This window comes from Pseudomonas sp. QS1027 (assembly GCF_002814235.1).
Classification (GTDB): domain Bacteria; phylum Pseudomonadota; class Gammaproteobacteria; order Pseudomonadales; family Pseudomonadaceae; genus Aquipseudomonas.
Window position 1 is genome coordinate 18,436 of the sequence record NZ_PHSU01000009.1, and the last position, 20,814, is coordinate 39,249.

A 20,814-nucleotide genomic window follows, 5' to 3' on the forward strand; every position below is an offset into this window, starting at 1 on the left:
TTGAAAGGTCATGGAAAAAAGAGTCGCAGTTTAAAGCCAAGTTCAAATGCAGTCACCGCCGGGCGGGGTTTGGCCGACCTTGACGGCTGTGTATACTGGCCCACATTTTAACGCCCTGGAACCTCCTGATGGTCGATCACCTGATTGCATTTGCCACTAGCCACTACCTGTTAGCCGGCGCCTTCGTGCTCCTGCTGGCCTTGCTGATTGCCCATGAAATGAGCCGCGGCGGCGCCAGCCTCAGCACTGGCCAGCTGACCGCGTTGGTCAACCAGGACCAGGGCGTGGTCATCGACCTGCGCCCGAGCAAGGACTTTGCTGCCGGTCACATCGTCGGCGCGCTGAACATTCCCCAGGACAAACTGATGGCTCGCATCGGCGAACTGGAGAAGCACAAGGCCAAGACCCTGATTCTGGTCGACGCCCAGGGCCAGCACTCCGGGACTCACGCCCGTGAGCTGCTCAAGTCCGGTTTCACTGCCGCCAAGCTGTCCGGTGGCATTTCCAGCTGGAAAGCCGACAATCTGCCGTTGGTGAAGTGATATGAGCCAGGTCGTCGTTTATTCCAGCGATTACTGCCCTTACTGCATGCGGGCCAAGTCGTTGCTCGGCAGCAAGAACGTTGCTTTCGACGAGATCAAGGTCGACGGCAAACCGCAGGTACGGGCCGAAATGTCCCAGAAGGCCGGGCGTACGTCCGTGCCGCAAATCTGGATCGGCGACCGGCACATCGGTGGTTGCGACGACCTGTTCGCCCTCGAGCGCGCCGGCAAGCTGGACGCGTTGCTAGAAGCTTGATTCCCCCAACCCTTTAAAGACCTGAAGATCAAGAAGGATCTGCTGCGATGACTGACCAACAGAACACTGCTGCTACCGAAGACGATAGCCAACCGCAATTCTCCTTGCAGCGTATCTACGTGCGCGACCTGTCCTTCGAAGCCCCGAAAAGCCCGGCTATCTTCCGCCAGCAGTGGGAACCGAGCGTCGGCCTGGACCTCAACACCCGTCAGAAAGCCCTGGAAGGCGACTTCCACGAGGTGGTGCTGACCCTGTCGGTGACCGTGAAGAACGGTGACGAAGTGGCCTTCATCGCTGAAGTGCAGCAGGCCGGTATCTTCCTGATCAAGAACCTCGATGCGGCTTCCATGAGCCACACCCTGGGTGCATTCTGCCCGAACATCCTGTTCCCGTACGCCCGTGAAACCCTGGACAGCCTGGTCACCCGTGGTTCGTTCCCGGCGTTGATGCTGGCCCCGGTGAACTTCGATGCCCTGTACGCGCAAGAGCTGCAGCGTCTGCAGGAAGACGGCGCGCAAACCGTTCAATAAACGGATTGCCTGCCCACAAAAAAGCGCCTTTTCCGGCGCTTTTTTTGTTCAGGCAAAGCCCAGCTGGCGCCAGCCTTCGTAGACCGCCACCGCCACGGTGTTGGACAGGTTCAGGCTGCGGCAGCCTTCGCGCATCGGCAGGCGCAGGCGTTGTTCGCCGGGCAGGGCGTCAAGCACCTCGGCCGGCAGGCCACGGCTTTCCGGGCCGAAGAGAAACGCATCACCCTCGGCGAAGCGCGCCTCGTGGAACACTCGCGAACCCTTGGTGGTGAACGCGAACAGGCGCGGGTGGCCGAGGCTTTCCAGGCAACTGGCGAGGTCGGCGTGGGTCTTGAGCGTGGCGTACTCGTGATAGTCGAGGCCGGCGCGGCGCAAGCGCTTGTCGTCCATTTCAAAACCGATGGGCTCGATCAAATGCAGGTGGCAGCCGCTGTTGGCGCACAGCCTGATAATGTTGCCGGTGTTCGGCGGAATTTCTGGTTGAAAAAGGATGACGTGAAACATGCACGGCTCCGAAGATGAAGATGGGCAGCATTCTACCCCCGAAGAGGACCCGCGATCGAAGCTATTGCCGCGGGTGTTGGGATCGCTGGCGATTGTCGGCTTGATGGTCGGGATGATGATCGGTCGCCTGACCGCGCCCGAGCCCCTGGTTTTGCAGCAGGTCGAGGTGGTGCCCGAAGGTGTGGTGGTCTGGTTCAGTGCCGAGCCCAAGGTGCATGGCGAGCAGGTCGACGGCACGGTGGCGTTGCTGTTCGACGCCGAGGGCAAGGCGCAGAACGGCCACTTGCAGGTGGCCGGCAAGGATGCCAACTGGCGTGTGCGCTTGAGTGACAAGGGGTTGTTGCTGACGTTGCTGGCGGCGCGTCCGTTGCACGGCGAATGGGCCGGGGCGAAGGTGGACGGGCGCTGGAGATTGGCGATCAATCTGCGGGAGGAATAAAAGAGGGAATCTGCGGCCTGCCTGTACCGCAGCTCCCGGAACTGCTGTCGGGCTCGTCGCTGTGAGCGGTATGAGTCCTGGTGTAAAGAAGGGAATTCCTGACCTGCCTGTATCAGGGTTCCCAAAAGCGCTTTGGAACTCGTCGCTGTGAGCGGTATGAGTCCCGGTGTAAAGAAGGGAATTCCTGACCTGCCTGTATCAGGGTTCCCAAAAGCGTTTGGGACTCGTCGCTGTGAGCGGTGTGAGTCCTGGTGTAAAGAAGGGAATTCCTGACCTGCCTGTACCAGGGTTCCCAAAAGCGTTTTGGGACTCGTCGCTGTGAGCGGTGTGAGTCCCGGTGTAAAGAAGGGAATTCCTGACCTGCCTGTATCAGGGTTCCCAAAAGCGTTTTGGAACTCGTCGCTGTGAGCAGTGTGAGTTCCGGTGTAAAGAAGGGGAGTCCTGACCTGCCTGTATCAAGGTCCCCGAAAGCATCTGGACTCGTCGCTGTGAGCGGTATGAGTCCTGGCGTAAAGAAGGGAATTCCCGGCCTGCCTGTACCAGGGTTCCCAAAAGCGTTTTGGGACTCGTCGCTGTGAGCGGTGTGAGTCCCGGTGTAAAGAAGGGGAGTCCCTGACCTGCCTGTATCAGGGTCCCCAAAACTGGGTTGTACTGGGGTTGTTGCAGGGCGCGTGCCAGCTTTTGAAAAACGCCAATAATCGGCCTGATAATTTTCAAGATGGGTCTGTAAGCCCCGGAATACGGGGTCTTTCTGCGAGAGCGTAAAAACGCTGGTGACGCCTGCGGGGCCTGATTCCCTGCTCGATAGCGGTTCAAGGCGCATTGCCGTGGTGCACGCTCACCCATTTGCCGGGCAATAAAAAACCCTCTACAGCCAGGCTGTAGAGGGTTTGGCTTGAAGCGACGGATCATCCTTCGTCGCTGTCGTCCTCATCGCCGCCATCGACCTTCATGCCCAGTTCCTTGATCTTGCGGGTCAAGGTGTTGCGGCCCCAGCCCAGCAGCACGGCGGCGTCGCGACGACGGCCGGCGGTGTGCTTGAGGGCGGTCTCGATCATGATCCGCTCGAAACTCGGCACGGCGCTGTCCAGCAGGCTCGATTGCCCGCGTGCCAGCGCCTGGTCGGCCCATTGGCGCAGTGCCTGCTCCCAGTTGGTCACCGGCGCCGAATCCTGTGGCAGGTTCAGCAGCTCCGGCGGCAGGTCGCTGATATGCACCTCGCGACCGGAAGCCATCACGGTGATCCAGCGGCAGGTGTTCTCCAGCTGGCGCACGTTGCCCGGCCACGGCAGGTTCTTCAGGTATTCCTCGGTTTCCGACTTCAGCAGCTTCGGCTCCACCGACAATTCCTGGGCAGCGCGGGCGAGGAAGTGCTTGGCCAGGGTCGGGATGTCTTCGCGACGGTCCGACATCCGTGGGATATGGATGCGGATCACGTTGAGGCGGTGGAACAAGTCCTCACGGAATTTGCCCGCATGAACCAGGGTTTCCAGGTTCTGGTGGGTCGCGGCGATGATGCGCACGTCGACCTTGACCGGCGTATGCCCGCCGACCCGGTAGAACTCGCCGTCCGCCAGCACCCGCAGCAGACGGGTCTGGGTGTCGGCCGGCATGTCGCCGATCTCGTCGAGGAACAGGGTGCCGCCGTCGGCCTGTTCGAAACGCCCGCGACGCAGGTTGGCCGCGCCGGTAAAGGCGCCTTTTTCATGGCCGAACAGCTCGGACTCCATCAGGTCCTTGGGAATCGCCGCCATGTTCAAGGCGATGAACGGTTGGGCCGCCCGTGGGCTGTGGCGGTGCAGGGCGTGGGCCACCAGCTCTTTACCGGTGCCGGACTCGCCATTGATCAACACCGTGATGTTGGAGTGGCTGAGGCGACCGATGGCGCGAAACACTTCCTGCATCGCCGGCGCTTCGCCGATGATTTCCGGGGTCCGGGTCAGGGTCGGCGCCACGGCCATGCCTTGCTGTTCCTGGGCATGCTGGTTGGCGCGCTTGACCAGCGACACCGCTTCATCGACGTCAAACGGCTTGGGCAGGTATTCGAACGCACCGCCCTGGTAGGACGCCACCGCGCTGTCGAGGTCGGAATGGGCGGTCATGATGATCACCGGCAGGCGCGGGTGCTGCTCGCGAATCCGCGCGAGCAGGTCCAGGCCACTGGCGCCGGGCATGCGGATGTCGGAGATGATCACATCCGGCTGCTGACGGACCAGGCGGCTCATCACGCCATCGGCACTGTCGAAGCTCTGGGTGGTCATGCCTTCCTGTTGCAGGGCTTTTTCCAGGACCCAGCGGATAGAACGGTCGTCATCGACGATCCACACGGTTTCACTACGGCTCATGTCGATGTGGCTCCTTGTTCCAGTGGCAGAAAGATCGAGAACGTGGTGTGGCCGGGGTGGCTCTCACATTCGATCAGGCCCTGGTGCTGGCTGATGATGTTCTGGGTAATGGCCAGGCCCAGCCCGGTACCGTCCGGGCGGCCGCTGACCATGGGATAGAAGATGGTTTCCTGCAGCTCGGCGGGAATCCCCGGGCCGTTGTCGATGATCTCGATCTTGGTCACCAGGCGATGGCGCACATGGCCGATGGTGAACTGGCGGATCGCTCGGGTGCGCAGGCTGATGCGGCCCAGGCGCAGCTCGTTCTGGCTGCTGATGGCCTGCATGGCGTTGCGCACGATATTGAGCACGGCCTGGATCATCTGTTCACGGTCGATCAGTACGTCGGGAATACTGGGGTCATAGTCGCGCACCAGATTGATGCAGCCCTGGCTCTCGGCCTCCACCAGGCTGCTGACGTGTTCCAGCACTTCGTGGACGTTGGTCATCGCCAGGGACGGCAGCTTGTTCGAGCCGAGCATGCGGTCCACCAGGTTACGCAGGCGGTCGGCCTCTTCGATGATGACGTTGGTGTAGTCCTTGAGGCTTTCTTCCGGCAGTTCGCGGGCCAGCAGCTGTGCGGCGCCGCGAATCCCGCCCAGGGGGTTCTTGATCTCGTGGGCCAGGCCGCGCACCAGCATCTTGGTGGTTTCCTGCTTGGACAGCTGCGCCTCTTCCTTGGTGATCCGCAGCAGGCGGTCACGGGGATGGACTTCCAGCAGCAGGAGGGTTTCGCCCTGGCTGAGAATCGGCGTCACGGCGTAGTCGACGGTCAGGGTCTGGCCGGTCAGCGCGGTGAGCATGGCTTCGCGCTTGGTGAACGGATGCGCCTGTTCCACGGCCTGGCGCAGGGAGTTCAAGGCCTCGGTCGATTCGGTGAACAGCTCGCTGATGAACTGGCCATGGCTGCGCTGGCCACTGATGGCCAGGAGCATTTCCGCCGCCGGGTTCATGTACTCCAGGCGCAATTCGGCGTTGAGCAGGATGGTCGCGGTGGTCAGGTTGTCGAGTAACAGTCTGTGCAGGGCGTCGCTGATGGTCATGGGGACCTCTTTTGGAGCATGGCAAACGGGGCCGGTCCCGATTTGCGCGCGCGAACAAGGCGCCGATACAAGGAAAATGCAAAAAACAAACCAAGGCTCCGAAAAGAAGCGCGAATTGCCTGAAATGGGCGTTTCAGGCTCGATTGAGTGGCGTTCTGCCAGATGCGACGGGTACTTTCGAACCAAAATGGGATTTGGTTCGGGTAGGTGTGCAGTTTAGTGCACCAATCTGGTGCCATGAAGAGGAGGGGTCAGAGGAACGGCAAAATGCTGCTGCTTTCTTCCTCGGGCTTGTCCGCCAGCGGGCATTCCGGCCGTTGGCCGTAGTCGGCCAGTTGGCAGGGGTTGGCCTGGCGTTTCTGCGCCAGCGAGATGCGCACCATATGGAAAGGCTGGTTGGCCGTGCGCTCGGCGATCCGCCCGTGTTCGTCGAGGATTTCCACCGCCAACTGGTGGCTGCCGCGGTCGATATTGTTCAAGGCGAACACCGGGCTGGGGCCGGGCGCGGCGGTGGGTTTGCCGTCCAGCAGCAATTGGTAGGTGTGCCCGGGCATCAGGCCGGGTTCACTGGTGACGCTGACGATCAGGTTGCCTTCGGTGCTGCGGATGGTGGCATCAGGGTCCGGCACCAGGATGCGTAGCATCTGGTAATGAACAATCGGCTGGATCTTGGGCTTTTGCGCGGTGGCGGGCGTCGGCAGGGGCGTCGCCGGGGTCAGCGACAGGCGATTGACCGGCGGCAGCGGCACCGCCTTGGCGCCGGCCCGGTGCTGATCGGTGAAGACCCGATTGCCCTGGCTGTCGATGTAGGTATAGATCTCGGCCAGCGCCGAGCCGGCGCAGAGCGTCAGGAGCAGCGGCAGCAGGCGGACTAAAACGCGAATCATGAGTGGCTCAAGGCTTGTGTACCCGTTGGACGGTAAAGGGTACGAGGGCGCTTTGCTGCACGACCTGTTCGCCGGCCAGCACCTGGACGCCGAGGGTATGGTCGCCGCGGTCGATATTCACCAGTTGCAGGCGCGGCACATTGCTTGGCTGACCATAGGGCGCGCCGTCGAGCACCAGGCGCAGCAGGTGCTGGCGTTGCAGGCGCGGCTCCATCTTCACGCCGACGGTGAAGGTGCCGTTGTTGGCGCGCAGGGCTTCCTGGGTCGGGATGTCCGTCAGCTCCAGGGTGCTGTAGGCCACGCCGGCATTGGCGGGTGTCGCCGCCGAGGTCGCCGGTGCGGGTGTCGCCGGCGTGGGCAGCGGCAGGGTGTACGACTGCTGCTGGCCCACGCTGTTGAGCGGCGGCAGCTCCACGGTCTGCGCGGGGGTGCCGTCTGGCGGCTGGTTGCTATAGGCGGTGTTACCGCTGGCGTCGGTGTACTTGTAGATCTGTGCGGCGGCCGGCAAGGCGACGGCCATTAGCAGCAAAAGAAGGCTTCGACCCATGGGCGCTCCCGATAATGGTCCTGGCGGTGACATCCCGCCCAGGTGCTTCAGGGTGTCAGCATAGAGCACAACCTTCAACGGCTTCAGCGCCCGCTGAGGCACAACTCGCCCACGGCGCGGATCAGCGCCAGGTCATGGATCTCGTCGGTGCTCAGGACCTGGCGCTCCTGGGCCAGCCAGGCCGGGCACTGCGGGTCCTGTCGGGAGGCGGCGAAGGCGGCGTAATGCTGCAGCAGGCGGACTTGCAGTTGGTCGAGCGCCGGACGGATCTGCTTGACCAGGTCGGGCCGGGCGATGGTCGGGGCCTTGCCCGCGGCGTGCCACTTGGCCAGCAGGGCGTATTGCACCAGCTTGTTGGCTTCGATCTGGGCGGCTAGGAATTGGCTGATGTCTTCAGGATTGAGTTGGTAGGTGGCGGCCTCCTGCGCGGCGTTGGCGATGACTTGCTGTTCGCGCGGGCTGTCCTGGATCGGCTTGCCGCTGTCCCATTTGGTCAAGGCGACCTGATCGGCGATATCCAGCCGTTCGCTCACGGCCTGGAGCAAGGGCGCCAGGGACGCGGGAGCGGGTGTGGGCTTCGGGGTTTCGGCGAAGGCGCCGGTGCTGAGGAGGATAAGTAGCAGCGGGCTGGCAAGGCGTTTTGTCAGGTACATGGAGCGAGCTTCGTCCAGAGGGTGGGCACAGGGCTTCGAGTAAACGTCACAAGCGCGGATGGGCGCCAGTTTCTTTTCATGAAGAAAATGTTGGTGTGTCCCGGGAGGCCATTCGTGGCGTGGGATCTTGAAAACACCACAATACCTGTAGGAGCAGGGCTTGCCCGCGAAGCTTTTAGCGATCTTGAGGCCCCCTTGGCGGCGGTGCGGCGTCCCGACAAGCCTTGCTCCTACAGTTCAGTGTTGAATGCACATTTTGTGTTCGGCAAAAATCTGTAGGGGCTATTAGAGGCCCGATTCCGAGAGCGGCACGCCCTCGGTGCCGGCATAGAACACCAATAGGTCCACCGGCGTCGCGCCGGTCTTGGCTCGATGCTGGATGTTGACCAGGGCTGCGATTGTGTCGCCCTGTTTCAATAACCGGTGATGGCCGCCTTCCCGGGTCTCCACCCACACTTCACCCGACAGGATGTAGGCGGCGCTGGGAACCGGGTGGATGTGCCAGCCCAGTTCGGTGTCGGCCGGGATGTTGACCTGCAACAAGGTCAGTTCCGGTGCGCCCGTGGGGTAGCGTTCGTAAGGGGTGCCGTCCCAGGAGCAGGTACTGCGCAGCAGTACCTGGGCTGAAGGAACAGGCGGGGTTTGTGCTGAGGGAGTCGAGATCGAGATCATGTGCTGGCTTCCAGGTTAACGTCCTTGTACCGCACGCCACGTGCGGTGCCTGTGGTTCCCGTCACAAGGTCGGGAGCCCCTAGTTAACGCCGCGCCACAGCGTCCTGCCAGTCTGGAAACGTTTCAAGAAATCTCGATTTCTGCCCATGAAAAAGGCCACCCGAAGGTGGCCTTTTGTTACGCCGCTTGCGCGAGCGCGACTGGCTTAGCAGCTGTAGTACAGCTCGTATTCCAGTGGGTGTACGAAGGTGCGTACCTTGATTTCTTCTTCGCTTTTCAGCTCGATGTAGGCATCGATGAAGTCGTCGCTGAAAACGCCGCCTTTGGTCAGGAACGCACGACCTTTGTCGAGCTCTTCCAGGGCTTCTTTCAGGCTACCGCACACCTGTGGAATCTCTTTGGCCTCTTCAGGCGGCAGGTCATACAGGTTTTTGTCAGCAGCGTCGCCAGGGTGGATCTTGTTCTGGATACCGTCCAGGCCGGCCATCATCAGTGCGGCGAAGGCCAGGTAAGGGTTGGCAGCCGGATCCGGGAAGCGGGCTTCGATACGACGAGCCTTGGGGCTGTTGACGTAAGGAATACGGATCGAGGCGGAACGGTTGCGTGCCGAGTAGGCCAGCATTACCGGAGCTTCGAAACCTGGGACCAGACGCTTGTAGGAGTTGGTCGACGGGTTGGTGAAGCCGTTCAGGGCCTTACCGTGCTTGATGATACCGCCGATGAAGTACAGGGCGGTGTCGGACAGGCCGGCATAACCTTCGCCAGCGAAGGTGTTCTTGCCATCTTTGGAGATGGACATGTGAACGTGCATACCCGAGCCGTTATCGCCGTACAGCGGTTTTGGCATGAAGGTCGCGGTACGGCCGTAGGCGTCTGCCACGTTGTGTACGCAGTACTTCAGGGTCTGGACTTCGTCAGCCTTGTTGACCAGGGTGTTGAACTTCACACCGATTTCGTTCTGGCCGGCAGTCGCCACTTCGTGGTGGTGAACTTCGACGGTCTGGCCCATCTCTTCCAGTGCGTTGCACATGGAGGTACGGATTTCGTGGTCGTGGTCGAACGGTGGAACCGGGAAGTAGCCGCCTTTGATACCTGGACGGTGGCCTTTGTTGCCGCCTTCCACGTCCTGGTCGGACATCCACGAACCCTGTTCGGAGAAGATCTTGAACATGGAGCCGGAGATGTCGGACTTGAACTTGACCGAATCGAAGATGAAGAATTCTGGCTCAGGGCCGAAGAAAGCGGTGTCGCCGATACCGGTCGACTTCAGGTATTCCTCGGCACGACGGGCGATCGCACGTGGGTCGCGGTCGTAGCCCTGCATGGTCGAAGGCTCGATCACGTCGCAGACCAGGATCAGGGTCGGCTCTTCGGTGAACGGGTCGAGTACGGCGGTGCTGTCGTCCGGCATCAGGATCATGTCGGAGGCTTCGATGCCTTTCCAGCCGGAGATGGAGGAGCCGTCGAACATTTTGCCGATTTCGAAGAATTCGTCATCCAGTGCATCACGGGCCGGCATGGTCACGTGGTGCTGAGTGCCTTTGGTATCAGTGAAGCGCAGATCAATCCATTTAACGTCATGATCTTTGATGAGTTGAACCGACTTCGACATGGTGTCCTCCGGGTGGCTTCGGGCTGGGTAGTGGAGTTAGCCCTGAAAGAGTGGTGATGCCGGCGCGAATATCGGCCAAGGCAACCTGCCTCACAAGAGAGCAAATTGCATGCCAGTGCCCCGCGATGGGTTTTTTGCCCCAATCTCACGCGTTGCAGCGAGCATAGGAGAATTTTCGGGCCTTTGCCGCACCATTATGGGTCTAAAATAATTGGAGACGACCTGTTTTGGTGCGCTCAAAACCATCTGCACAATAACTGGTTAAACCTTGAGCAATTTCCGCTATAATCCGCGCCCCCCTTTTTCGGCCGGCCCTTCGCGCGCTGTTTTCATGAAACTTATCGTAAAAGTCTTCCCCGAAATCACCATTAAAAGCCGCCCTGTCCGGATGAAATTCATCCGCCAGCTGGCCAAGAACATCCGTACCGTGCTCCGTGACCTGGACCCGGACGTGGTGGTGAACGGCGTGTGGGACAACCTCGAGCTGGAAACCGCGCTGAGCGAGCCCAAGGCCTTGCAGGAACTGACCGAACGCCTGTGCTGCATGCCGGGCATCGCGCATTTCCTGCAGGTCGACGAATACCCGCTGGGTGACTTCGACGCGATCACCGCCCAGTGCAAGGAGCACTTCGGCGATGCGCTGCCCGGGAAGATTTTTTCGGTGCGTTGCAAGCGTGCCGGCAAGCACGGTTTCAGCTCCATGGACGTGGAAAAATATGTCGGCAGCCAGTTGCGCCGACAGTGCAATGCCGCCGGGATTTCCCTCAAGGAGCCGGAAGTCGAGGTGCGGATGGAAATTCGCGACCAACGGTTGTTTGTCATCCACAGCCAGCACAACGGCCTGGGCGGCTACCCGCTGGGTTCCATCGAGCAGACGCTGGTGCTGATGTCCGGCGGTTTCGACTCCACCGTGGCCGCCTATCAGATGATGCGCCGCGGCCTGATGAGCCATTTCTGCTTCTTCAACCTCGGTGGCCGCGCCCACGAACTGGGGGTGATGGAAGTCGCCCACTTCCTCTGGAAGAAGTACGGCAGCTCCCAACGGGTGCTGTTTATCAGCGTGCCGTTCGAGGAAGTGCTGGGAGAAATTCTCGGCAAAGTCGATAACAGTCATATGGGCGTAGTATTGAAGCGTATGATGTTGCGCGCTGCTACCGTCATGGCCGATCGCCTGGAGATCGGCGCGCTGGTGACCGGCGAGGCGATCTCCCAGGTGTCCAGCCAGACGCTGCCGAACCTGTCGGTGATCGACTGCGTGACCGAGAAGCTGGTGATTCGTCCGCTGATCGCCAGTCACAAGCAGGACATCATCGACCTGGCGACCCAGATCGGCACGGCGGATTTCGCCAAGCACATGCCGGAATATTGCGGGGTCATTTCGGTGAACCCCAAGACCCACGCCAAGCGCAACCGCGTGGAGTACGAAGAACAACAGTTCGACATGGCGATTCTCGAGCGGGCGCTCGAGCGGGCCAAACTGGTACCCATCGATCGAGTGATCGACGAATTGGGCCAAGATTTGCAGATTGAAGAAGTCAGCGAGGCGCTGGCCGGTCATATCGTGATCGACATCCGTCACCCGGATGCTCAGGAAGACGACCCGCTGGCGATCGCTGGCATCGAGGTACAAGCGATGCCGTTTTATGCCCTGAACGCTCGTTTCAAGGAACTGGACCCTACTCGCCAGTACCTGTTGTATTGCGACAAAGGCGTGATGAGTCGCCTGCATGCCCACCATTTGCTCAGTGAGGGGCATGCCAATGTGCGCGTTTATCGACCGAGCTAAGAGCCCGGGGCTGTTTGCCTGTGGCCTGCGTCACCGGCCCCCCGACTCTGCCGTCAAGCTGTAACGGCTAGGCCTGACTCTACTGTTAATCGCTGCCACGACCTGTCAGCACACCGAATCCTCTGATCGAGATACACAAGTGATCGAAAATCTACGCAACATCGCCATCATTGCTCACGTTGACCATGGTAAGACCACCCTGGTAGACAAACTCTTGCGTCAATCCGGCACCCTGGAGCGCAACGAGCTCAACGACGAGCGCGTGATGGACTCCAACGACCAGGAGAAAGAGCGCGGTATTACCATTCTGGCGAAAAACACCGCCATCAACTGGAACGGCTACCACATCAACATCGTGGACACCCCGGGCCACGCCGACTTCGGCGGCGAAGTTGAACGCGTAATGTCGATGGTTGACTCCGTTCTGCTGCTGGTTGACGCTCAAGACGGCCCTATGCCGCAAACCCGTTTCGTGACCAAGAAGGCTTTCGAAGCCGGCCTGCGTCCAATCGTGGTGATCAACAAGGTCGACCGTCCAGGCGCGCGTCCGGACTGGGTTCTGGACCAGATCTTCGACCTGTTCGACAACCTCGGTGCCACCGAAGAACAGCTGGACTTCAAAGTCGTCTACGCCTCGGCCCTGAACGGCATTGCCGGTCTGGAACACACCGCCATGGCGGAAGACATGACCCCGCTGTACCAGGCCATCGTCGACCACGTTCCAGCTCCACAGGTTGACCGTGACGGTCCGTTCCAGATGCAGATCTCGGCACTGGACTACAACAGCTTCCTGGGTGTTATCGGCGTTGGCCGTATCGCTCGCGGTCGCGTCAAGCCGAACACTCAGGTCGTGGCTATCGACGTTGACGGCAAGAAGCGTAACGGTCGTATCCTCAAGCTGATGGGTCACCACGGCCTGCACCGTATCGACGTTGAAGAAGCAGCTGCCGGCGACATCGTCTGCATCAGCGGCTTCGACCAGCTGTTCATCTCCGACACCCTGTGCGACCCACTGAACGTCGAAGCGATGAAGCCGCTGACCGTTGACGAACCAACCGTTTCCATGACCTTCCAGGTCAACGACTCGCCGTTCTGCGGTCGTGAAGGCAAGTTCGTCACCAGCCGTAACATCAAGGAACGTCTGGACAAGGAACTGCTCTACAACGTTGCCCTGCGCGTTGAAGAAGGCGACACCGCCGACAAGTTCAAAGTCTCCGGCCGTGGTGAGCTGCACCTCTCGGTACTGATCGAAACCATGCGTCGCGAAGGCTTCGAAATGGGTGTTGGTCGTCCGGAAGTGATCATCCGCCTGGTTGACGGCGTCAAGCACGAACCGTACGAAAACGTGACCATCGACCTGCCGGAAGAATCCCAGGGTTCGATCATGGAACAGATCGGTATCCGTAAAGGCGACCTGACCAACATGGTTCCGGATGGCAAGGGCCGTGTGCGCCTTGAGTACAACATCCCGGCTCGCGGCCTGATCGGTTTCCGTAACGAGTTCCTGACCCTGACCTCCGGTGCGGGCATCCTGACCTCGATCTTCGACCGTTACGACGTGATGAAGTCCGGCGACATGTCCGGCCGTCAGAACGGCGTGCTGGTTTCGGTGGCTACCGGTAAGGCACTGACTTACTCGCTGGAAACCCTGCAAGCTCGCGGCAAACTGTTCCTGGGTCACGGTGAAGACGTGTACGAAGGTCAAATCGTCGGCATCAACAGCCGCGACAACGACCTGGGCGTCAACCCAACCAAAGGCAAGAAGCTCGACAACATGCGTGCTTCGGGTAAAGACGAAACCATCGCTCTGGTTCCGCCTATCCGCTTCACCCTGGAGCAGGCTCTGGAGTTCGTGCAAGAAGACGAACTGTGCGAAGTCACGCCTAAGTCCATCCGTCTTCGCAAGAAGATCCTGGGCGAAAGCGAGCGTACCCGCGCTGCCAAGAAGTCCGGTAACTAAGTCATTTAGTTAGCTGGCAAAAAAAACGCCCCCGACCGCAAGGTCGGGGGCGTTTTTGTTTGTGCGGTTTAATTTGATGTCGCCGATGTGGCGAGCAGAAGCCGATCAGAAGTTGTACAGCATCTTGTCCGGCGCCGGGCGTTCCGGAGTCTTGGGCTTGTAGGCGCAGTAGCCCGGGCGTGGCCCGATTTTTGGATGGTTACGGCAGGTGTCCGGACGTTTCTCGTAGATGGTGCACAGCCGTGACTTGCGATCCAGGTACAGGCAATCGTTGTTGCTCATGCGCTGCAAGGTGAAGATCTCGGACTTCTGGTTGTAGCGCTCGACGATCCCTTCCTTCTGCAGGCGCTTGGCGATGTTCTTCGGCGGGTCGCCACGCTCGAATTCGTCGACGATGCCGATGCGGATCAGGTCCTTGATCTTCACTTCCACCGGCAAGGTGCAGCAACTGGAGATGCAGCCTCCGCACATATGGCTGGCGTATTTCTGCCAGGTTTCGAGGCGGTCGAGTTCCGCGGCGGCGATCAGGGTAGGTTTCATCCGGCTGTTGTCCAGGGTGTATCAGGGCGCGGGATGATACCGGGGCTGGTGGATTTGTGAACAACCTTTTGACGGTTTTTCGTACAAACGCGCCTTTGCAGGGAGATTTCCACGGGACTGCATGGTTTTGGGGCAATCCCGGCTCATCGGGTTTTCCCGAGGCGATCTGCAAAAAACGCCGAACCAGCAGCGCCACCCTGTGTCGAACCGTCTAGGCTCAGAAAACTCGTCTTTCAAATCGTCCATCTCGCTAGAGGTTGTACCGATGTCTCAGGAACCGCTTGTCCGTGAAGCCGAGGTCGCTGCCTTTCGCGACGCTGTCCTCGCCAAACTTACATACGCGGTGGGCAAGGACCCGGACCACGCGTTTGATCATGACTGGTTTGAAGCCATTGCCCTGGCCGCCCGCGACCATATGGTCGAACACTGGATGGACCACACCCGGCATATCTACCGCAAGGGCCAGAAGCGGGTGTACTACCTGTCCCTGGAATTCCTGATCGGGCGATTGCTGTACGACAGCCTGAGCAATCTCGGCCTCCTGGAGATCGTTCGTGAGGCGATGGTGGAGCTCGGGGTGGACCTGGAGCGCATTCGCCTCCTGGAGCCCGATGCGGCCCTTGGCAACGGTGGCCTGGGGCGCCTGGCGGCGTGCTTCATGGAAAGCATGTCGACCCTCGGGATCGCCGGGCACGGTTATGGCATTCGCTACGAACATGGCTTGTTCCGCCAGGCCATCGTCGACGGCTGGCAGCAGGAACAGACCGAGAACTGGCTGGACTTCGGCAACCCCTGGGAGTTCGAACGCGCCGAAGTGATCTATCCCGTGGGGTTCGGCGGCCAGGTGCAAACCATCACCGACGAAAACGGCGCGACCCGCCAGGTCTGGACGGCGTCGGAAACCGTGCGCGCGGTGGCTTATGACACGCCGGTGGTGGGTTGGCGCGGCGCCAGTGTGAACACCCTGCGGCTGTGGCGCGCCCGGGCGACCGAAGAGCTGCACCTGGAGCGCTTCAACGCCGGCGACCACCTTGGCGCGGTGGCCGAAGTGGCCCGGGCCGAGAGCATTTCCCGGGTCCTGTACCCGGCCGACAGCACCGAGGCCGGCCAGGAGCTGCGGCTGCGCCAGGAATACTTCTTTGTCTCCGCCTCGTTGCAGGACCTGCTGCGCCGGCACAAGAACATGCACGACTCGGTGCTCAGCCTCGGCGAGCACGCGGCGATCCAGCTCAACGACACGCACCCCTCGATTGCCGTGGCCGAGCTGATGCGCCAACTGGTCGACCTGCACGATATCGCCTGGGATGCGGCCTGGCAGGTCACCGTGGAAACCCTCTCCTACACCAACCACACCTTGCTCCCCGAAGCCCTGGAAACCTGGCCGGTAGGCCTGATGGAACGCATGCTGCCGCGACACATGCAGATCATCTACCTGATCAACGCCCAGCACATCGACTCGCTGCGGGCCAAGGGCATCCACGATTTCGACGTGCTGCGCGCGGTCTCGCTGATCGAGGAGGACAACGGCCGGCGGGTGCGCATGGGCAACCTGGCATTCCTCGGCTCCCACAGCGTCAACGGCGTTTCCGGCCTGCACACCCAACTGATGCGCAGCACGGTGTTCTCCGAACTGCACAAGCTCTATCCGGAGCGGATCAACAACAAGACCAACGGCATCACCTTCCGCCGCTGGCTTTACCAGGCCAACCCGAAACTCACCGCCATGATGGTTGACGCTGTCGGCCCGGAGCTGCTCGACAACCCCGAGGAACTGCTGCTGGGCCTGGAGCCCTTTGCCGAGAAGGCCGGCTTCCGCAAGCAGTTCGCCGAACAGCGCCTGCACAGCAAGCGCGCGTTGGCGGCGCTGATCCATGAACGCCTGGGGATCGCGATCAATCCGGCGGCAATGTTCGACGTGCAGGTCAAACGGATCCACGAATACAAGCGCCAGTTGCTCAACCTGCTGCACACCGTGGCGTTGTACCAGGCGATCCGCGCCGAGCCGGAAACCGACTGGGTGCCACGGGTGAAGATCTTCGCCGGCAAGGCGGCGGCCAGTTATCACCAGGCCAAGCTGATCATCAAGCTGGCCAACGACATCGCTCGCACGGTGAACAACGACCCGACCGTGCGCGGTTTGCTCAAGGTGGTGTTCCTGCCCAACTACAACGTCAGCCTGGCGGAAAGCATCATTCCGGCGGCGGACCTGTCGGAGCAGATTTCCACCGCCGGCTTCGAGGCCTCGGGCACCAGCAACATGAAGTTCGGTCTCAACGGCGCGCTGACCATCGGCACCATGGACGGGGCCAACGTCGAGATGTGCGAGCGGATCGGCGAGGAGCACATGTTCATCTTCGGTCTCAGCGCCCAGCAGGTGGAATCGCGCAAACACAGCGGCGAGTTCAGCGCGGCGGCGGATGTGGCCGCCTCCCATCGGCTCAACGATGTGCTGCAAGCCATTCGTGGCGGGGTGTTTTCACCGGATGATCCGTCCCGTTATGTCGGGCTGGTGGATTCGTTGATCGACTACGACCGCTTCCTGGTCTGCGCCGATTTCGACTCCTACTGGAGTGCCCAGGCCCGGGTCGAAGCCCACTGGCACGACTCCAAGGAATGGTGGCGTTCTGCCGTACTTAACAGTGCGCGAATGGGCTGGTTTTCCTCGGACCGGACCATTCGCGAATACGCCACGGAAATCTGGAAAGCGCTGGATTAACTTTTTGCGGCAAGTTGTGCGGCCGGCCCCACTTTCCGGGGGCCGGATCGATATACTACGCGGCATCTTTTCGGACGCCGCATAGGGATATCGTGCATGCAATGGATTCTGATGCTGGTGGGCCTGGCACTGGGCTGGCTGGTGGACTCGGTGTTCACCGACGCCCTGATCGGTGCTCTTTTGGGCCTGGGCATCGGCCAGAGTTTGCGCTTGATGAGCCTGGGCCGGCGAGCCGCCGAGCAGGTGGTCGAACTGGAACAGGCGCGAAAAGCCCTGGCGACCATCGAGCTGCGCGTGCGCCAACTCGAAATCACTTCGGGCAGGGCGCCGGAACCGTCTGTTGCAGCGCTGGTCACTGAGGCGACGCCCGAAGTTCCTGAGCAAGCGCCGCAAGCCGTTGCCGAACAAGCTCCCGCTGAACAATCCCACGCACCCATCCCTGAAGCCCTGCGGGCCGTTCCCGAGCTGGTCTGGGAGCTACCGGTCGAGCTTCAGGAATCTGCGCGCGAAACCCCTCGATCCGAGAACGTACACCCCGAGGTCGATGCCTGGGCGCCGGAACCGGTCATGGTCGAATCCCGCGAGCCACAAGCGCCGCGCGCCCCACGCGAACCCAACCTGATCGAGCGTGCCCTGGCCGGCGCGCGCAACTGGCTGTTCGGTGGCAACACGGTGTTGCGCGTCGGCGTGCTCCTGCTGTTTCTCGGCCTGGCCTTCCTGCTGCGTTATGCCACCGAAGGCATGGTGGTGCCGATCGAGGCGCGTTATGCCGGGGTCGCCGCCTGCGCCATCGGCCTGCTCGGGCTCGGTTGGTGGCTGCGCCTGCGCAACAGCAACTACGCCTTGATGCTGCAAGGCACCGGGATCGCGGTGTTGTACCTGACGGTGTTTGCCGCGATGCGCCTGCATCCGTTGCTCGACCCCTCGGCCGCCCTCGGCCTGCTGGTGGCGGTCACCGTATTCTCGGCGATTCTCGCCATCACCCAGGACGCTCTCGGCCTGGCTGCCGCTGCCGCCCTGGGTGGCTTCGCCGCGCCGATCCTGACCTCCACCGGCAGCGGCAACCATGTGGCGCTGTTCAGCTACTTCGCCTTGCTCAATGCCGGCATACTGGCCATCGCCTGGTTCAAGACCTGGCGTCTGCTCAACCTGATCGGCTTTGTCGGCACCTTCGGCATCGGTTTCGCCTGGGGCCTGCGTTCTTACAAGCCGGAATTGCTCTGGAGCACCGAACCTTTCCTGGTGCTGTTCTTCCTGATGTACCTGGCGATCGGCCTGTTGTTTGCCCGGCGTAAATTGCGCGAGATGGCCGCCGGTCCCGAGGACGACAGCCGTGAAGCCTTGCTGCACTGGTCGGCCCGCCAGGGCGACTATGTCGATGGCACCATGCTGTTCGGTCCGCCGCTGGTGGGCTTCGGCCTGCAATTCGCGGTGGTCCAGCACCTGGAGTTCGCCGCGGCGTTCAGTGCCCTGGGCCTGGGCATAATCTACATGGGCCTGGCGCGGATACTGGCGGGCGGGCGCGCCTTGTTGCTGGGGGAAACCTGCCTGGCCCTGGGCGTGATCTTCGCCAGCCTGGCGATCCCGCTGGGCCTGGATGCCCGTTGGACTTCGGCGGCCTGGGCCGTGGAGGGCGCGGGGATCTTCTGGCTCGGTCTGCGTCAGCAACGGCCATTCGCCCGAGCGTTTGCCCTGCTGTTGCAGATCGGTTCGGCGCTGGCGTTTCTCGGCAAGCTGCAACTGGGTGAAACCAGCCTGCTGGACGGCGCACCGCTGGGCGCCTTGCTGCTGGGCGGGTCCTTGCTGTTCAGCTTCCAGCAAGTGCGCAAGGCGCTGCCTGAACAGCTCTCGTCCTGGGAGCGCAACCTGGCACCGGTGCTCGCCTGCAGCGGCCTGACCTTTCTCTACCTGTTGGCACCGCTGTTTTTCTTCTCCCAGGGTACGGCCATCAGTTGGGCGCTGGCCGGGTTGGCGACTTTGTTTGTTGGCCTGCGTCTGCAATCACGGAGTTTCCTGTTCAGTGCCTTTGCCGTGCAACTGCTCGGCGGTGCGCTGTTCCTGCTGCGACTGAAAGGCGCGGAGGGCGACTCGACGGCGGTGTTCAACGCCGGCTGGAACGGCCTGATGAGCGCTTCTCTGATCGGCCTGTCGCTGATCGCCGGAATGCTGCTGGCGGCCCGCGATGAGATGGTGCGCAACGATGTGCGCTTGCTCCGTGGTTTGTCGGTGGTGTTGCTGGCGGGGCTGGTGCTGATCAACCTTGCCGTGCTGTTCGTCCTGCCGTGGGAAACCGCCAGTGGGGTCTGGGCCGCCAGCGGCCTGTTGATCATCTGGCTGAGCCTGTATTTGCAGCAGCGGGTGAGTTTCGTCTTCGGCCTGCTGTTGCAGGTGATTGGCGGCGCGGCGTTCCTGATGGCCGAGCCGGAACTGTTCCGCGCGCTGACTGCCGAGGGCCTGCGGCCATTGGCCCACAGTGGCTTCTGGACGCCGATGGTGCTGAGCCTGGCAGCGATGGTCGGCGCCTGGCGCTTGCAACGCGGGACCCCGGCCGCGACCTTTGAGGCCCTGAGCCTGGGCGGCCTGTCCAATGTCCTGCTGGTCTGGGGTGCGCTGTGGTGGGGGTTGGCCTGGGTCAGTGAAATCCTGCGGTTTGTCCCTACGCATCTGCAACCCCAGTTCTTGCTCGGCTGGGCGGCGCTCAGCGTGACGCTCTGGACGCTGCTGGCCTCGCGCTTGAACTGGCCGACCCTGGGCCGGCTCTGCACCTTGCTGACGCCGGTGGCGGTGGTGGTGCTCTACGGCGCCTGGCACCCGGCTTATCACCCGGCGGCCGATTACGGCTGGCTGGCCTGGGCGGCGGTGTTCGTCGTGCATCTGCTGTCCTTGCGCCGCCTGGCGCCGATCCTGCCCGCCAGGGCCCTGAGTTATGCCCATGTGCTGGGCTGCTGGCTGATTCTCGGCGTGCTGGCGCTGGAGTTGCGTTTTGGCCTGATGAGCCTGTCCGAACATTACAACGCCTGGCGCTGGCTGGGCTGGGCGATCCTGCCGAGCCTCTATCTGGTGCTGATGGCCGCACCGCGCCAGTGGCCATGGCCGGTGGCGGCTTACCCGCGCGAATATCGCCTCTACGCCGCCTTGCCCCTGGCCGTGCTGATGCTGGCCTGGTTCTGGCTGGCGAACACCTTCAGCGACGGCCAGGCCGAGCCGCTGCCTTATGTGTCGCTGCTCAACCCGCTGGATCTGGGCCTGATGTTCGCCCTGCTGGGGATCTACCTCTGGTCCCAGAGCGCCGTGGCGCAATGGGCGCTGCGCCGCGACTATGCACAGTTGGTCACCCAGGGCGTGGCCGGGCTTTCGCTGTTCGCCTTTGTCAGCGCGCTGGTGATGCGCACCGCGCACCATTGGGGCGGTGTGCCGTTCAACCTGGATGACCTGCTGGAGTCGATGCAGGTGCAGGCGGGCCTGTCGATTGCCTGGACCCTGATTGCCCTGGGCCTGATGATCGGCGGGCATCTGCGCCACCGTCGCGAGGTCTGGCTGGTGGGCGCGGCGCTGATCGCCGTGGTGGTCGCCAAGCTGTTCTTTGTCGAATTGAGCAACCGTGGCGGACTGGCGCGGATCGTCTCGTTTATCGGCGTGGGCGTGCTGTTGCTGGTGGTCGGTTACTTTGCACCGCTGCCGCCCAAGCGTCCGGACCCAGTGCCTGTGACCGAAGAAACTGAAGGAGTGTCGTCTTGATTCAC

Annotated in this window: 17 protein-coding genes; 8 read left to right on the top strand and 9 right to left on the bottom strand. The window is 61.7% G+C overall.

Annotated elements, in window-relative coordinates:
• Positions 1 to 128: 128 nt before the first annotated feature.
• The 3 genes from CWE01_RS09850 to secB are packed head-to-tail and all read left to right on the top strand — an operon-like array spanning position 129 to position 1,328.
• Positions 129 to 542: a rhodanese-like domain-containing protein gene (locus CWE01_RS09850; RefSeq protein ID WP_100940340.1), complete on the top strand. Its 414-nt coding sequence runs from the start codon at positions 129 to 131 to the stop codon at positions 540 to 542.
• Between the two features lies 1 nt (position 543).
• Complete coding sequence (grxC, locus tag CWE01_RS09855) at positions 544 to 798, top strand: glutaredoxin 3 (RefSeq protein WP_100940341.1); 255 nt, start codon at positions 544 to 546, stop codon at positions 796 to 798.
• 47 nt (positions 799 to 845) lie between these two features.
• Positions 846 to 1,328, top strand: coding sequence for a protein-export chaperone SecB (gene secB, locus CWE01_RS09860; RefSeq protein ID WP_100940342.1), 483 nt, complete (start codon positions 846 to 848; stop codon positions 1,326 to 1,328).
• A gap of 48 nt (positions 1,329 to 1,376) precedes the next feature.
• Here the strand turns inward: secB and CWE01_RS09865 are convergent, their stop codons facing one another.
• Positions 1,377 to 1,832: a tRNA (cytidine(34)-2'-O)-methyltransferase gene (locus CWE01_RS09865; RefSeq protein ID WP_100940343.1), complete on the bottom strand. Its 456-nt coding sequence runs from the start codon at positions 1,830 to 1,832 to the stop codon at positions 1,377 to 1,379.
• Between CWE01_RS09865 and CWE01_RS09870 the strand changes: the two genes are divergently transcribed.
• The gene (locus CWE01_RS09870; protein ID WP_100940344.1) at positions 1,831 to 2,271 is read left to right on the top strand and encodes a hypothetical protein; all 441 of its coding nucleotides are present in this window, start codon (positions 1,831 to 1,833) and stop codon (positions 2,269 to 2,271) included. The genes CWE01_RS09865 and CWE01_RS09870 overlap by 2 nt on opposite strands.
• Positions 2,272 to 3,179: 908 nt before the next feature.
• Here CWE01_RS09870 and ntrC read toward each other — a convergent pair.
• The 7 genes from ntrC to glnA form a co-directional block, all read right to left on the bottom strand.
• Positions 3,180 to 4,616, bottom strand: coding sequence for a nitrogen regulation protein NR(I) (ntrC, locus tag CWE01_RS09875; protein ID WP_100940345.1), 1,437 nt, complete (start codon positions 4,614 to 4,616; stop codon positions 3,180 to 3,182).
• Complete coding sequence (gene glnL, locus CWE01_RS09880) at positions 4,613 to 5,698, bottom strand: nitrogen regulation protein NR(II) (protein ID WP_100940346.1); 1,086 nt, start codon at positions 5,696 to 5,698, stop codon at positions 4,613 to 4,615. Before glnL ends, ntrC begins: the two co-directional genes overlap by 4 nt.
• Positions 5,699 to 5,949: 251 nt before the next feature.
• Positions 5,950 to 6,585, bottom strand: coding sequence for a DUF4124 domain-containing protein (locus CWE01_RS09885; protein WP_100940347.1), 636 nt, complete (start codon positions 6,583 to 6,585; stop codon positions 5,950 to 5,952).
• 7 nt (positions 6,586 to 6,592) lie between these two features.
• The gene (locus tag CWE01_RS09890) at positions 6,593 to 7,132 is read right to left on the bottom strand and encodes a DUF4124 domain-containing protein (protein WP_100940348.1); all 540 of its coding nucleotides are present in this window, start codon (positions 7,130 to 7,132) and stop codon (positions 6,593 to 6,595) included.
• A gap of 83 nt (positions 7,133 to 7,215) precedes the next feature.
• Entirely contained in the window at positions 7,216 to 7,785 is a 570-nt protein-coding gene (locus CWE01_RS09895) for a chorismate mutase (RefSeq protein ID WP_100940349.1), read from the bottom strand.
• Positions 7,786 to 8,070: 285 nt separating this feature from the next.
• Positions 8,071 to 8,457 carry a cupin domain-containing protein gene (locus CWE01_RS09900; RefSeq protein WP_100940350.1) on the bottom strand — a complete coding sequence of 129 codons (387 nt, stop codon included), beginning with the start codon at positions 8,455 to 8,457 and terminating at the stop codon, positions 8,071 to 8,073.
• A 205-nt stretch (positions 8,458 to 8,662) separates the two neighbouring features.
• Positions 8,663 to 10,069: a type I glutamate--ammonia ligase gene (glnA, locus tag CWE01_RS09905; RefSeq protein WP_100940351.1), complete on the bottom strand. Its 1,407-nt coding sequence runs from the start codon at positions 10,067 to 10,069 to the stop codon at positions 8,663 to 8,665.
• 331 nt (positions 10,070 to 10,400) lie between these two features.
• Here glnA and thiI point away from each other — a divergent pair, with 331 nt between their 5' ends.
• Positions 10,401 to 11,855: a tRNA uracil 4-sulfurtransferase ThiI gene (gene thiI / locus CWE01_RS09915; protein WP_100940352.1), complete on the top strand. Its 1,455-nt coding sequence runs from the start codon at positions 10,401 to 10,403 to the stop codon at positions 11,853 to 11,855.
• Between the two features lie 139 nt (positions 11,856 to 11,994).
• Entirely contained in the window at positions 11,995 to 13,815 is a 1,821-nt protein-coding gene (gene typA / locus CWE01_RS09920) for a translational GTPase TypA (RefSeq protein WP_100940353.1), read from the top strand.
• Between the two features lie 105 nt (positions 13,816 to 13,920).
• Here typA and CWE01_RS09925 read toward each other — a convergent pair whose 3' ends face one another.
• Positions 13,921 to 14,355: a YkgJ family cysteine cluster protein gene (locus CWE01_RS09925; RefSeq protein WP_100940354.1), complete on the bottom strand. Its 435-nt coding sequence runs from the start codon at positions 14,353 to 14,355 to the stop codon at positions 13,921 to 13,923.
• A 265-nt stretch (positions 14,356 to 14,620) separates the two neighbouring features.
• On the opposite strand from CWE01_RS09925, the gene CWE01_RS09930 reads away from it, so the two are divergent.
• On the top strand, positions 14,621 to 17,071 hold the full coding sequence (locus tag CWE01_RS09930; RefSeq protein WP_100940355.1) for a glycogen/starch/alpha-glucan phosphorylase: 2,451 nt from the start codon (positions 14,621 to 14,623) through the stop codon (positions 17,069 to 17,071).
• 96 nt (positions 17,072 to 17,167) lie between these two features.
• Positions 17,168 to 20,809, top strand: a complete 3,642-nt coding sequence (locus CWE01_RS09935; protein WP_100940356.1) for a DUF2339 domain-containing protein — start codon at positions 17,168 to 17,170, stop codon at positions 20,807 to 20,809.
• Positions 20,810 to 20,814: the final 5 nt, after the last annotated feature.